We start from the raw sequence: 14251 nt of genomic DNA, 5'->3' as shown, positions 1-14251 counted from the left end.
AAACCTTCCATATGAAAATTAAAAGAGCTTTAATATCAGTATACGATAAGACAAATATAATTGAACTTGCATCGTTTTTGATGCAGCAACAAATAGAAATTCTCTCAACAGGGAATACTTATAAAGTGCTATCAGGTGCGGGAATAAAAACGCAAGAAGTTTCAGATTACACACAATTTCCAGAAATACTAGATGGCAGAGTGAAAACTTTACATCCTAAAATTCATGGAGGAATACTCTGTGATCGAAAAAGGCACGAAAAGGAAATGCAGAATCTAGAAATTAAGCCGATAGATCTGCTTATAACTAACTTATATCCATTTTGGAAAACGGTTAATAGCAACTCAAGTGAGAAGCAAATCATAGAACAAATAGATATAGGTGGAGTAGCATTAATTAGAGCTACAGCAAAAAACTTTCATTTCACTTCAGTGATTTCTAGCATTCAAGATTACGAAACACTGAAAGCTGAGATGATCAAAAATAACAATCAGACAACATTAGAATATAGAAAACATCTAGCAACTAAAGCATTTGCTCTGACTGCACAGTATGATTCTAATATTTACAATTGGTTTTTATCACAGGGTAAAAGCAATGAGTTACCAGAGTTTTTTACTTTATATGGATGTAAAGCACAAGGACTCAGATATGGTGAAAATCCTCATCAAAAAGCTGCATTTTATAGCAATCAATTTAGCAAGTATCCACTGGAGAAAATACATGGAAAAGAGTTGAGCTATAATAATATAGTCGACATAGAGTCTGCACTTAACATAATTTCTGAGTTTCAAGAACCTGCAGCAGTGATAATAAAGCACAATAATCCATGTGGCGCTGCTGTTAGTGATAGTGCTTTAAAAGCATATGAAAAAGCTCTATCATGTGATGAAATAAGCAGTTTTGGTGGAATAGTTGCTTTCAATCGGGAGATAGATTTAAAGCTAGCAGAGAAATTAAACGAGATATTTTTGGAAGTGGTGATAGCACCATCGGTAAACAATGAGGCACTAAAAATTTTACAAAAAAAGAAAAATTTAAGAGTGATTATTCATCAATCTCTTCAGCAAAATGCAAAATATCAAATCAAAAATGTTGTTGGCGGGTTCTTAGTGCAAGAAAATAATAACCATACAGTAAAAGTAGAAGAAATAAACCGAGTGACAGAATGCACTACAACAAAAAAAGAGAAGGAAGATCTTATTTTTGCTTGGAAAATATGTAAACATGTAAAATCCAATGCAATAGTGATAGCAAAAGACGGTTGTGCTATTGGCATCGGTGCAGGACAAACAAGCAGAATAGATAGTGTGAATATTGCAGTAAAAAAAGCAGGTGAAAAATGTAAAGGCGCAGCGCTTGCTTCAGATGCATTTTTTCCATTTCCAGATAGTATAGTAGAGAGTGCAAAGCATGGAATTACAGCTATAATTCAGCCAGGTGGCTCATTGAAAGATCAAGACGTGATAGCAGCTGCAAATGAGAATAAAATTGCCATGTTTTTCACTGATGTTCGTAACTTTCTCCATTAAGCTTTGTATCCTGTCAAAATTATACCCCCACAGTTGTAAAAGACAAGACTTAATCTTACAGAAGAATCGACGTAGTCAAAACTAACTATCAGAATCTTGTTTAATACAGTTTAATGCTCTAATATTTTTCTAAATCTAAAAAGGGAACGTTCAAAAAAGCATAAGGGTCAAGTTAAGGAAATAAAGGTATGAAGAAGATAGGATAAGAAGATATAAAATTCTCTCGGATATATTTTAGTGAGAGAACTAATGATGAATAAAATAACTTGCTTATCAAATTACCTCAACAAATTTTTCAATGAAATGGCAAATAATTGAAACAGAAAAGGAAGAGAAAATTGAGTAATTGATGATTCATAAAAGCTATAATTTGGGGTGATATAGGGGTTACAAATTGCATCAAAAGACCTGCTGCAAAAGGTGATTGAAAAAATGATGTGAGAGAGGTAGAAGAAGAATAAGCAGATCAAGTAAGGAAAAAAATGAGCTTTAGTTACTATAATATGAAAAAACACCCAAGAAACTTTCGTAATATAACAGGTTTAACTATAGAGGAGTTCAAAAAAGTAGTGGAAAAAGTGAGGTCTGGATGGGAAAAACTTGAAAAACAGAAAAAGTGTCATGGTAGAAGATCAAAACTACCAACTCTGGAAGATAAGTTGTTTTGCGTAATTTTGTACTATCACACTTACATAACGCATAGATTTTTAGGATGCCTATTCAATGTACACAATGCAAATGTATGTAGGTTACTTAAGAGAATAGAGCCATTACTTGCCAAAAAAGTGACTATAACAAAAGATAGAAGTATGACGCCAGAAAAAATACTGAAGATTTTGGCTGATGTTACAGAACAGCAAATACAGAGACCAGAAGATAGTAAAAAACGGAAGAAATCATATTCAGGAAAAAAAAGAACCAACACTATGAAAACTGAGATTATTATCGAAGAAGGAGGAAGAATTTTATCAGTGTCAAAGTCATACCGTGGTAGAATTAGTGATTTTCGCATAAGGAAACAAGAAAAATATTTACCACTTGATAGCATAAAACATACCGATTCTGGATATCAAGGTTGGCAAAAATTGCAAAGCAATGTTATAATTCCATATAAAAAGTATCGTAAAAAGCCATTAACTCCAGAGCAGAAAGAGCATAATAGAAATCATTTAGAATGAGAGTAGAAAACAAGATCCGAGAGATAAAGATATTTAAGATTATGTCGAATGTTTATCGCAATTTTCAGAAAAAATATAACCTGAGGTTCAATATTATTGCTGGTATTGTAAATCTTAAGCACGCCTTTTAGTTAACCTTCATTTTAGTCACCCTCCTTTCCTTCTTTTTATCGCTTGATCCGCAGCAGGTCTATAGATCAGCTAAGTAAGGATTTAAGAAGCGCATTTCCAGAAATGAAAGGTTTTAGTCCTAGAAATTTGAAGTATATGCGTAAGTTTGCTGAGGAGTATTCTGATATTGAATTTGTGCAGGAGCCTCTTGCACAATTAACTTGGTACCATAATGTTACTCTTTTAGAAAAGATAGAGAGTCGAGAAACAAGGTTGTTTTATATAAAAGAAGCAATTGAACATGGCTGGTCAAGAAACATCATGGTAATGCAGATTGAACTTGGGCTGCATAAGCGTCAGGGAAAGGCTATCACTAATTTTAAAGAGAAGTTACCTTCACCTCAATCAGATCTAGCACACTATACATTAAAAGATCCATATATTTTTGACTTTTTAAGTATAGGAAAGGGTGCTCATGAAAGAAAAGTAGAAAAAGGACTTGTAGGCCATGTAGAGAAGTTTTTACTTGAGCTAGGAGAAGGCTTTGCGTTTGTTGGTAGACAATTTCATTTAGATGTTGGCGATGACGATTTCTACATAGATTTATTTGTATTAAACAAGATTTGATCTGACACTTTAAAAAAGTAAGTTATAAAATAATAAAAGAAAGGAGTGTTAGAAATGAGTACAATACAAACAAAAATATTAAAACTATAATGCACCCCATAAACTAGACCAAAAAAAAATGGTTGATCCGAGTAGGAAGGTAAAGGGGTAAAAGTATGGCAACAAAAAAATATGAACCAGAGTTAAAAGCAAAGATAGCTTTGGAAGCAATAAAAAATCAAAAAAGCACAGCTGAGATATGTAGTGAATATAAAATACCATCAACAAATCTATATGATTGGCGTGATAGAGTATTGGCAAGGTTAAAAGACCTATTTGTTGAAGAAAGTGAAAGTGCGAGAAAACAAAGAATCTTAGCGCAAGAAATAGAAAGTTTACATAAAGTAATAGGAGAATTGACAGTGGAAAATAGCTATTTGAAAAAAAAATTACTGAAATAAGCAAAAAAGATAGAGTAAGGTTTATAGAAAAAGATTCTGATCTGTCAATTAGGAAACAGGCTGATTTATTGGGGATTTGCAGATCTAGCCTATATTATAGGCCTATAATTAATAACGAAAGTGAAGTAGCAAATTTGATTCAAGAAGTATATTTGGCTTCTGATTGCCGTTATGGATATCGTAAAATTACTGCTGAAATCATAGCGAGTGGAGTAGTAGTCAATCACAAAAAAATCTTAAGAATTATGAAAAAAATGAAGATTAGTGGGCTGTATTGTAGAAAAAGATGTAATACAAGTATTAAAGAAAAAAAGCATAAAATATATCCTTATTTACTCAAAGATTTGATTATTTGTAGAGTTAATCAGGTATGGGCTACTGATATAACATATATTATGGTAGAAGGTAAGTTTATCTATTTTGTGGCAATAATGGACTTGTATAGTCGCTATATTATTGCTCATTCATTATCACCATATCTCGATGCTGGATTTTGCCTTTATACTCTCAAAGAAGCTCTAAAACAAGGTAAACCTGAGATTTTTAATAGTGATCAGGGGGTGCAGTTTACTAGCTACAACTTTATTATGGAATTAGAGCGTGCTAATATTAAAATCAGTATGGACCATAAAGGACGTTGCTTCGACAATATATTTGTTGAGCGCTTATGGAGAACTTTAAAGCAAGAAGCTATATATTATTATAGACCAAATAGTATCAGAGATTTAAATCTTATAATAAATGATTTTGTTGCTTGGTATAACTATAGAAGGCGACATCAGACTCTACATTATAAAGTTCCTGCTGATCTTTATTATCATAAACAGTAAATGAATATATTGATAAATACTTTAAATGTGTGTCGACGTATTTATCAACATATTCATTTTAAAAATCGGATCACTTTGAAAAAAATGGTCTAGACAAATGGGTGCATTATAGCAAAATGTAATCCGTAGCAGGACCTGGTTTGCGAAAATGAAACATATTATTTTCTGCAAAAATAGCCTCAGCTAATTCTATAGACTTTTTATCCTCATCTATAAAAGCCTTCTCGCTTCTATTTAATTGTATGATTTCAGCCTTGCTATTGCTGCGTAGCTTAGTTTGCCCTATTAGCCTCTCAAATATTTCTTTCTTCATATATATCTGATATTAATTAATATTAATATTTACTATATTAACTACTTTGAGAAAAATAAATGAAAATCTTAATAAATATTATACTTTTATAAAAAAATAAAAGTCTTTTTATATTTGTATGAGTATATAAAAGGTTTAATTGTTGTAAGTTATCTAAGTGCTAGAGTCTAATTAATAAGTCTGCTTGAAGCCGCTCAGTGTTTGTACAGTTGTGCCTGTGCAACTTGCTTCAAAATTTCTGCTTGTTGTTGAGCATGGACATTAGCATAACCACATGCAGGAGATGCAGCAGCAGGTCTTGCAATGCACTTAGGTCTTTTTGCTTGAGCATTGAGGCCAGACAATACCTCTTCTATCAATGGGTTGACAAAGAACCATCCTCCCATATTTTTTGGTTCCTCTTGACACCATGTAATTTCAGCGTTCTTATATTTTTCAAGTTCACTGCCTAGTTTATCGGCCGGGAATGGATAAAATTGTTCTAAACGCACTACTGCTATATCGTTTATTTTTTGTGCTTCAAGCATTTCAATTATGTCGTAATAAACTTTACCACTACATATTACAACTTTACGTATTTTATCACTTGCAACTAAACCTTTTCTACACTCTGGAATTACCGTAAGAAATTTTCCTTCAAAGTCAGAAAGGTTAGAAACTGCGCTTTTATGACGCAATAGTGATTTAGGTGTAAACACCACTAAAGGCTTACGAAAATCTCGATTAATTTGTCGGCGCAAAACATGAAAGTAATTTGCTGGAGTAGAGCAATTAACTACTTGCATATTATCCTCTGCGCAGAGTTGCAAAAATCTCTCTATACGAGCAGAACTATGCTCAGGCCCCTGCCCTTCATAACCATGAGGCAAAAGTAAAACTAGACCACTTGATCGCAACCACTTTGTTTCTGCTGATGCAATAAACTGGTCGATCATGATTTGCGCACCATTTGCAAAATCACCAAATTGCCCTTCCCAGAGCACCAGTGAATATGGAGAGTCAAGGCTATATCCATATTCAAAACCCATCACAGCATACTCAGAGAGTGCGCTATCTATAACTTCAAAGCGAGCTTGCTTCTCACTTATGTTGTTTAGTGGAATAAACTCTTCCTCCGTTGCTTGATCAACAAGCCTTGAATGACGGTGCGAGAAGGTGCCGCGACCAGAATCTTGTCCTGACAAGCGCACTCCTATTCCTTCTCTAAGCAATGATGCGAATGCAAGACTTTCAGCAGTTGCCCAGTCTATGTTGCTACCGGAATTTATACTGTCTATTCTACCATCAAGTATTCTTCTGACTTTATTATTGAAATTAAAATTACTTGGAATATTGCTATTTATGTGTACACCTAATTTTTTTAGCTCATCTGGTGAAACACCAGAGTCCGTATAATATTCACTCAAATCGTTCAACTTTGCTCTTCTTAATTTCGACCACACTCCATCAAACCAGTCAGCTTTTTTTGGAGTGTAAGCCACTGACTCAGCAAGACTTTTATCCAACCTTACCCTAAATTCGCTGCGCAATTTACTTACTTCATCACTAATTAGGACTTTCTCTGCAGCCAGCTTCTCTTCGTAAATTGTTCCCGGAGTTTTATGCCTTGATATTGCTTTATACATAAGTGGCTGAGTAAAATTTGGTTCATCGCCTTCATTATGGCCATATTTGCGGTAGCATATTATGTCAATCACCACATCCTTTTTAAATTTCTGCACATACTCCATTGCCAAACTCGCGGCAAAACTCACGGCTTCTGGATTATCTCCATTAACATGAAATATTGGAGCTTCTATTGATTTTGCTACATCAGTACAATAAAAAGAAGAGCGTGCACAACGAGGATTCGCAGTAAAACCAACTTGGTTATTGATGACAATATGCACGATACCACCAACTTTATAACCTTCAATGTTGCTCAAAGTCAGAGTTTCAGCAACCACTCCCTGCCCGATAAAAGCTGCATCACCATGAATTGATATTCCAAGCACAGATCTCGTATTTTGTTTTGCCCTTACTCTTCCAGCTAGAACCGGATTTACCGCCTCAAGGTGAGATGGGTTAGGACATAAACTTAAGTGTATTTTTTTACCACCAGCAAGTGCTCGATCAGAAGAGTAACCAAGGTGATATTTGACATCACCAGACACCTCAAGACCACTTGGATATGCAAGGTTACCTTGAAATTCAGACAGCATTGCCGCATAATCTTTTCCCATCACTTTGGTTAGAACATTGAGCCGTCCTCGGTGGGCCATACCAAGAACTATTTCTTCAATACCAAAAGCTGCAGAATCACTAATAACTCTTTCAATTGCAACAATGGCTGACTCCCCACCTTCGATAGAAAAACGCTTATATCCAGGAAATTTCATATGGAGAAATTGCTCGAACATCTCAGATTCGATCAAGTGCCTCAGTATTTCTTTTTTATCCTGAGGGCTTAGCGTATAGACCTGATTTTCAATTTTCTCCTGCAGCCAAACTCTTTCCTCATAAGAGGAAATATGCATAAATTCAAAACCGATATTCTTGCAGTAAATATCTCTATAGATTCCAGCATCATACGCTGGAGAGATATTCAAATATTTCTGATAATCTATTTCTTTATTTACATTCGGTGATAATGGATTTAAGTCCGCAAAAAAATGACCGTAAGATCTGAAAAAATTTGCTAAACTAGAAACTGAATCATCCACCTTAGTTACATGTTGTGCACCGCAGGCCTCCGCTTTATTAACTTCTAAATTGCTTGAAAAAATTCTATACCAATCCTCCCCGATTGATTTATCGCCCTGCAGATAACGGCTATACATTTCTTCTACAAACTCTGCATTATCACCATAAAGGCAGCTTAGACTTAGCATAATCACTACAAAAGATATCAAATACTTATAAGTATAACTTAAGTTTTTTAAAAAAGAACTTTTTTGATCTCTGTAGATTAAGCTAATGCATTACCGCTTTCTCGAGAATTGCCTTCAGCATTTAGCTCAACATTAGTTACTACTTTTTCAGTACTAACTTCATCAAAATCAGGAGAGGGCCATTTTGTTTGTGCATAAAACACATCATGTATAGCGTTTGCAACAAGAAAAACTCCAGCAAGAGCAAATGCTGCCACTCTCGCATAACATAAGAAAGAGGCATCACATGAAGAGTAAATCGCAAAAGCCATGGAACCTGCTAGAACTGCAAGTGCGAACTGACCAAGTACACTGGATTTATCATATCTCCCATACTCAATTAACAGCTTTTTAATCTTATCGTTCCGCAAGAATAATTCGCTAATTTCTGTATTAGGATCCACACCTTTTTTTAAGAGAAACTCTGTAAGTTCAATATCTCTATGTGATACAGCAAAAAATAATAGACCAGATCTATTTATATAGTCACCAAACTGCCCATTCTTGCTGCTTTTAAATTTAGAAACTGCCTGCTTGATATAAGCTACATCTTTGTTTAAGGTAGCGAATTTTAAAGATAACACTAGATCATTAGCAGAGTTAATTTCATTTAAATCTTTCATCAATCTTTTGTTTGTTGTATATATCCAACTATCAAACTTTTCATTTGACATTTCATCAAATTCTTCATCTGTCATGTTGGTTGTTCTTTCAAATTCCTCATCTGTCATCATTCTTATATCTTCATATTTCATCTTTGATATCTTTTCTAAGTTGAGTGAAGTAAGATACTCAGATGCATTTTTTATTTGCTTAAATCTTTCTGCGTATTCATTTCTTACTATTTCTTCCTATTTCTTCTTTGTCTTGATTTTTATCTGGATGAAACTTAAGTGCTAGTTCCTTATATCTTATTACTACTTGTCTTTTACTAGGATTATCACTTGGATTAAAGTCCAATATTTTTAAAGCTTCATTTTTATTCATATAACCACTCCTTGATGAAACACCTTAAGTTTAGTGTAATAAAAATTTCAAAAAAGTAAAGTTTTTTATTCTAGAATGGACCTATTGCGCAACTGTACGAACATTCATTTTTGAAGGTAAACTGCACAGCAAATGTTCAGTGCATGACACCATTTATTTTTATGGTTTTGTCTATTTTATTTTGCCACTCTGCTAAACGGATACATTTAATTCCATTTTTATCGAGCAGATAATTGTCATATATTAGCTTAGTTCTCCTGTTATACTTAAATATAAATCAGCATAGCCCTAATTTTTTTATATATTTTACTTCTTTCTCTATATTGAATAATAGGCTTGAAAATAAATGGTAAACCTATAATTGTTAAGCTTAGAGCTAGGATTGAAAGTACACAAAAGGCTTTGTGTTTACTATGCAGCTCTTTCAAGTAAAGCATCAAAAATCTACAGAATTTTTTGTAATTTTCTTCAATATTTTTTTTGCTATGAGCCTTGTCAATAAACATATCTATTGCGGTATAATCTTTACTACACTTAATTGCCCCTTTTTCTATTAATAGCTATAATGCACCCCATAAACTAGACCAAAAAAAAATGGTTGATCCGAGTAGGAAGGTAAAGGGGTAAAAGTATGGCAACAAAAAAATATGAACCAGAGTTAAAAGCAAAGATAGCTTTGGAAGCAATAAAAAATCAAAAAAGCACAGCTGAGATATGTAGTGAATATAAAATACCATCAACAAATCTATATGATTGGCGTGATAGAGTATTGGCAAGGTTAAAAGACCTATTTGTTGAAGAAAGTGAAAGTGCGAGAAAACAAAGAATCTTAGCGCAAGAAATAGAAAGTTTACATAAAGTAATAGGAGAATTGACAGTGGAAAATAGCTATTTGAAAAAAAAATTACTGAAATAAGCAAAAAAGATAGAGTAAGGTTTATAGAAAAAGATTCTGATCTGTCAATTAGGAAACAGGCTGATTTATTGGGGATTTGCAGATCTAGCCTATATTATAGGCCTATAATTAATAACGAAAGTGAAGTAGCAAATTTGATTCAAGAAGTATATTTGGCTTCTGATTGCCGTTATGGATATCGTAAAATTACTGCTGAAATCATAGCGAGTGGAGTAGTAGTCAATCACAAAAAAATCTTAAGAATTATGAAAAAAATGAAGATTAGTGGGCTGTATTGTAGAAAAAGATGTAATACAAGTATTAAAGAAAAAAAGCATAAAATATATCCTTATTTACTCAAAGATTTGATTATTTGTAGAGTTAATCAGGTATGGGCTACTGATATAACATATATTATGGTAGAAGGTAAGTTTATCTATTTTGTGGCAATAATGGACTTGTATAGTCGCTATATTATTGCTCATTCATTATCACCATATCTCGATGCTGGATTTTGCCTTTATACTCTCAAAGAAGCTCTAAAACAAGGTAAACCTGAGATTTTTAATAGTGATCAGGGGGTGCAGTTTACTAGCTACAACTTTATTATGGAATTAGAGCGTGCTAATATTAAAATCAGTATGGACCATAAAGGACGTTGCTTCGACAATATATTTGTTGAGCGCTTATGGAGAACTTTAAAGCAAGAAGCTATATATTATTATAGACCAAATAGTATCAGAGATTTAAATCTTATAATAAATGATTTTGTTGCTTGGTATAACTATAGAAGGCGACATCAGACTCTACATTATAAAGTTCCTGCTGATCTTTATTATCATAAACAGTAAATGAATATATTGATAAATACTTTAAATGTGTGTCGACGTATTTATCAACATATTCATTTTAAAAATCGGATCACTTTGAAAAAAATGGTCTAGACAAATGGGTGCATTATACCTCTTTAAGGAAAATGGTACAACACTTGTAAAGTTAGTTCTAAAAGAATTATTAAAACTTTCTATTTTACAAGAAAGAGAAAACACTACATTAGAATTTCCTCAAATTTCGAGTGTGGAACATTGTAATGGGCGATAGACTTTAAAATGTGCAAGGCTCATTTAAATATGAGCCTCAGTATCGCTTAACTTTTATGGAGCATACTTTAACTTTATTTCACTTCCACCAAGGGAATATTGTTCCAGCTATTGCTGCCATAGTTATCAATAGAAGCGTTTAGGTAATCTGTATCAAATCGTACTGGTACATCAAATTCGAAGCTTGCGGTGATTATTGTGCCTTTTGCTGGTGGTTTCATAAATGCTATTTCTCCAGTTGAATAATTCACTGAATATTTTTCTGTCTTTTCACCATCTAGGTAAATTTTTATTGTATCATGCACTGGCTTTTTAATAGTTCGTGTATGCTTGTCTTTTCCACTTATGTAAGTTTTCATCAGTTGAAAGATCGTTTTTTTATCGTCTCCTATGCCAATTTCTTGATTGATAACGGTAAAGTCTGACCAATCCTTAAAACGAAATCCTATTGCTTCCTTTGGCTCACTTTTGAGTTCATGAATGTCGTTATGACTTTGCATTAACTGATATACACAAACACACGAAACAACTAAAGCAACTCCAGCAAGACATGCTAAAGGAATTGGTTGAGTAAAAATAGCAGCTATAGCAGATGCTGTGAATGCTATAGCTGTTATTACAGCAGCTATGCTATAAATAGCTTCTCTTCTGTAACAACTATTGATTAATTTCTTTTCTGTTGCCTCTTGTTGTGTTTCTTGCCCTTGTTGATGAGAAATAGTAATTACTGTATCTGTATGAATTGGCTCACTAGCGCTGGTATTAATTCTCTCTTTTTGTGTTTCATGATCTTGCACAATTGCTGATTTGCTAGTTCTGATATTATATTGTTCTTCTTGCTCTGATTGATCAGAAGCAGGAACTCTTTTACCTATTTCAAGAATTTCTTCACTGGAATTTTTTTTCATATCCTTAGAAGTTTCACTCAAGATCTTTGCTGTATTTTCACAAGTTTTATTGTGTGTTTTTTCTAACATTGCTTCATAATTTTGTGAATTGCTTTCATTAATACTTCTATCAGCAGCTCTTTCTTTTAGTGGTTTCTGCTCTGATTGATCGAAAATAGGAGTGCTTTTATTCGAAAAAATCGGCTCACTAGTGCTGCTTTTTTGTCGTACTGGTTGCTCAGAAGCAGAAGCTTCTGTAACCTCACCAAAGATTTCTTCATTAGAAACTGATTGATTTTCTGTTATATCAGAAGGGATTTTGCTAAGAAGTGGCACAAAATGCCTCATGTAATTCACTACTCCTACAGTTTTTTTGCTACTATCTATCTCTAGTTGATTGAGACCTATATCTTGTATAAAAACTGCTGGATCATCATCATGTGCTGTAATTTTAGTTACCGTAACTTTTTGACTTTCTTCATCTATTGAATAAATATAAAGCTCCACTTCGTACTTCTCACATATCATTCTACCTTCAATCTCTGGACGACCCCATATAGCTAGAGAATTAGTTTCTGTAGACATATTTTTAATGTTGTTTAGATATTTAGAAAAAGAGTTGGAATTATCTGGCTTAATAGTAACTTTTTCTCCTTTTTCTTTTCCATCTTCGCTTATTTCTTCTTCATCTTCGCTTATTTCTTCTTCATCTTCGCTTATTTCTTCTTCTTTATCTTTACTTGTTTCATATTCGTCTAGTAACAAATCATCATCTGTGCCATACCTACTTTTCAAAATCTCTAAAATCTTCCCTTCTCTATCTTCACGATATTCCTCTAGTAACCAGCTGAAAAACTCCTCTTCTGTATATTTGGTTATTATTTCTTCATCTTTACACCAGTCTGTTTGTGCAGATATGCCTTTTTCATCTTCGCTATTTCTTTCCTTCGCTATTACTTTGCTATCCAAATTTCCTTCACCTACAAAATATCCTCCTTCTTCAGCATCTTCTGTTATTTTGTTATAAACCCACGAATTTGCATTTGCTCTAGCATAATTTTCACAATCTTCTCTTAATGATTTTGCGGTAAAACGATGACCAGGTTTTATATTTAGCTCATTCAATCCTTGAGCCACGGAGTCAAAAAAGCAATCTCCTTCTGATATAGAAGCTCCTATTTTTAGCTTTTTAGGATAAGCTTCCTTTAGCTCATTCAATGAATTACTTTTTTTTGTTTTTTGTGCATTAAATTTTTTAAATAGTTTTTCTAGCCTTTGAGAATAAACAGAGTTTAGATTCTTAGATAAAAATTTACTTAATTTTGTGCTTTTTTCGACTTGCCGAAAAAGAGCAATTGGTTTTCTGTTGAAATTTTTCATGTTATAACTCCAAAATAATAATTGTATTTTAATAGATTAATCAGCCTAGGAAGGCTTATTACTTAAGGTCGTGCTGTATTGCAAGGAAACATCACCTACTTTTCTTGAACTAATATGTAGCCTATACATATTGTTACTTACTATACCTTAACTTAATTATACTTAAACTCTCTTATGCTGTCAAGCAGGAAATTTATTAATCTTTTAACTCATTCACTTTTTTACGTAATATATTCAAATCAGTTTTTCCTACAAAAAGACTATCTCCTATTATCAAAAAAGGTGTACCGCCTACTCCCAAATCCCTTACTAAAAGTTTGCTGTTGTTTATCATTTGCTCAATTTTGTCTGCATTATTTTTCATAGAGTTGTTAAAATCGTTCTCGTTGATCCCTATATTTTTCACTATACCTAATATAGTTTCATCTGAAAATTCTCCTCTGTGATCTAGTGCAGCGTAGTGAAAATCTAAGTACTTTTCTTTATCGATAAAATAAGTTGCTAAAGCACCTTTTGCTGCCTTTAAAGAATTGTTACCAAGTATTGGAGCATCCCTAAAGATATACTTAACTTTGCCATCATTGATCAATTGTTTTACATCGTTCTTTATAGCTTTGCAATATCCACAAGAATAGTCAAAAAAACCTACAGCTATGATATTGCTATTTTCATTTCCTGAGTAAGGATAAGTAGAGTCGAATATTTCATTTTTATGCTGAGAAATTTTATTTTTGGTTGCATTAGCATAACTATTTTTAGCTGACTCTTCCTGGAGAGCTTTTAGAACTCTATCAAAATTTTTACTGATGTAATTATCCAATCTCTCACCTATATAATCATCATTTAAGTTCTGACTGCGGTGTGAAAGCCAATTGTTTATTACTGGTAAACTTGCTACTGCAAGTATAAAAATCAATAAAAATGGTATCTTAGACATATACTTACTTAAAGAATACAAATATTAAAGAAATGCTTAATGTTAAAACATTTTTATCAAGAAATGCAAACTTTATATATGTTATATCAGAGAATCTGGTGATATTAAGTAACGAAAACTTGTGT

The 14251-nt window shown here is 33.0% G+C and carries 9 protein-coding genes and 3 pseudogenes; 5 read left to right on the top strand and 7 right to left on the bottom strand.

What is annotated here, in order from left to right; translation table 11 throughout:
• Positions 1 to 11 precede the first annotated feature (11 nt).
• The 4 genes and pseudogenes from purH to OOK99_RS04600 all read left to right on the top strand — a co-directional run bounded on the left by purH (position 12) and on the right by OOK99_RS04600 (position 4718).
• The gene (gene purH / locus OOK99_RS04615) at positions 12 to 1532 is read left to right on the top strand and encodes a bifunctional phosphoribosylaminoimidazolecarboxamide formyltransferase/IMP cyclohydrolase (protein WP_006013536.1); all 1521 of its coding nucleotides are present in this window, start codon (positions 12 to 14) and stop codon (positions 1530 to 1532) included.
• A 482-nt stretch (positions 1533 to 2014) separates the two neighbouring features.
• Positions 2015 to 2841, top strand: a pseudogene (locus tag OOK99_RS04610) (transposase).
• Positions 2842 to 2893: 52 nt separating this feature from the next.
• Positions 2894 to 3427 (top strand): annotated as a pseudogene (locus tag OOK99_RS04605) (PDDEXK nuclease domain-containing protein); the annotation flags it as partial.
• A gap of 176 nt (positions 3428 to 3603) precedes the next feature.
• A protein-coding gene (locus OOK99_RS04600) for an IS3-like element ISWpi17 family transposase (RefSeq protein WP_214303219.1) occupies positions 3604 to 4718 on the top strand; the annotation gives its coding sequence in 2 pieces (ribosomal slippage) (positions 3604 to 3877 and positions 3877 to 4718; 1116 coding nt in all).
• 106 nt (positions 4719 to 4824) lie between these two features.
• On the opposite strand, the gene OOK99_RS04595 is transcribed toward OOK99_RS04600, so the two are convergent.
• The 5 genes and pseudogenes from OOK99_RS04595 to OOK99_RS07010 form a co-directional block, all read right to left on the bottom strand.
• Positions 4825 to 5031, bottom strand: a complete 207-nt coding sequence (locus OOK99_RS04595; RefSeq protein ID WP_264719543.1) for a hypothetical protein — start codon at positions 5029 to 5031, stop codon at positions 4825 to 4827.
• 194 nt (positions 5032 to 5225) lie between these two features.
• The gene (locus OOK99_RS04590; RefSeq protein WP_264719542.1) at positions 5226 to 7901 is read right to left on the bottom strand and encodes a 2-oxoglutarate dehydrogenase E1 component; all 2676 of its coding nucleotides are present in this window, start codon (positions 7899 to 7901) and stop codon (positions 5226 to 5228) included.
• Between the two features lie 77 nt (positions 7902 to 7978).
• Positions 7979 to 8695: a hypothetical protein gene (locus OOK99_RS04585; protein WP_264719540.1), complete on the bottom strand. Its 717-nt coding sequence runs from the start codon at positions 8693 to 8695 to the stop codon at positions 7979 to 7981.
• Positions 8696 to 8771: 76 nt separating this feature from the next.
• A complete protein-coding gene (locus OOK99_RS04580) occupies positions 8772 to 8927 on the bottom strand; it encodes a J domain-containing protein (RefSeq protein ID WP_264719538.1) in 156 nt (51 codons plus the stop codon).
• A 266-nt stretch (positions 8928 to 9193) separates the two neighbouring features.
• Positions 9194 to 9487, bottom strand: a pseudogene (locus tag OOK99_RS07010) (ankyrin repeat domain-containing protein); the annotation flags it as partial.
• A 71-nt stretch (positions 9488 to 9558) separates the two neighbouring features.
• Between OOK99_RS07010 and OOK99_RS04575 the strand changes: the two are divergent.
• Positions 9559 to 10673 (top strand): IS3-like element ISWpi17 family transposase gene (locus tag OOK99_RS04575; protein ID WP_214303219.1). Its coding sequence is split into 2 segments (ribosomal slippage): positions 9559 to 9832 and positions 9832 to 10673, totalling 1116 coding nucleotides; the frame shifts between segments, so codons are not numbered across the junction.
• 323 nt (positions 10674 to 10996) lie between these two features.
• Here the strand turns inward: OOK99_RS04575 and OOK99_RS04570 are convergent.
• On the bottom strand, positions 10997 to 13189 hold the full coding sequence (locus OOK99_RS04570; RefSeq protein WP_264719535.1) for a phage distal tail protein, Rcc01695 family: 2193 nt from the start codon (positions 13187 to 13189) through the stop codon (positions 10997 to 10999).
• 196 nt (positions 13190 to 13385) lie between these two features.
• Complete coding sequence (locus OOK99_RS04565) at positions 13386 to 14126, bottom strand: DsbA family protein (protein ID WP_264719534.1); 741 nt, start codon at positions 14124 to 14126, stop codon at positions 13386 to 13388.
• Positions 14127 to 14251 lie beyond the last annotated feature (125 nt).

This window comes from Wolbachia endosymbiont (group B) of Eucosma cana (assembly GCF_947250645.1).
In the GTDB taxonomy this organism is placed as follows: Bacteria; Pseudomonadota; Alphaproteobacteria; order Rickettsiales; family Anaplasmataceae; genus Wolbachia.
This window is presented reverse-complemented; position numbering and strand designations above follow the sequence as displayed.

Bases quoted from the DNA above. Each gene is read 5' to 3' on its own strand.
- purH (WP_006013536.1), top strand. From the start codon at position 12: ATGAAAATTAAAAGAGCTTTAATATCAGTATACGATAAGACAAATATA.
- OOK99_RS04595 (WP_264719543.1), bottom strand. From the start codon at position 5,031: ATGAAGAAAGAAATATTTGAGAGGCTAATAGGGCAAACTAAGCTACGC.
- OOK99_RS04590 (WP_264719542.1), bottom strand. From the start codon at position 7,901: ATGCTAAGTCTAAGCTGCCTTTATGGTGATAATGCAGAGTTTGTAGAA.
- OOK99_RS04585 (WP_264719540.1), bottom strand. From the start codon at position 8,695: ATGAAATATGAAGATATAAGAATGATGACAGATGAGGAATTTGAAAGA.
- OOK99_RS04580 (WP_264719538.1), bottom strand. From the start codon at position 8,927: ATGAATAAAAATGAAGCTTTAAAAATATTGGACTTTAATCCAAGTGAT.
- OOK99_RS04570 (WP_264719535.1), bottom strand. From the start codon at position 13,189: ATGAAAAATTTCAACAGAAAACCAATTGCTCTTTTTCGGCAAGTCGAA.
- OOK99_RS04565 (WP_264719534.1), bottom strand. From the start codon at position 14,126: ATGTCTAAGATACCATTTTTATTGATTTTTATACTTGCAGTAGCAAGT.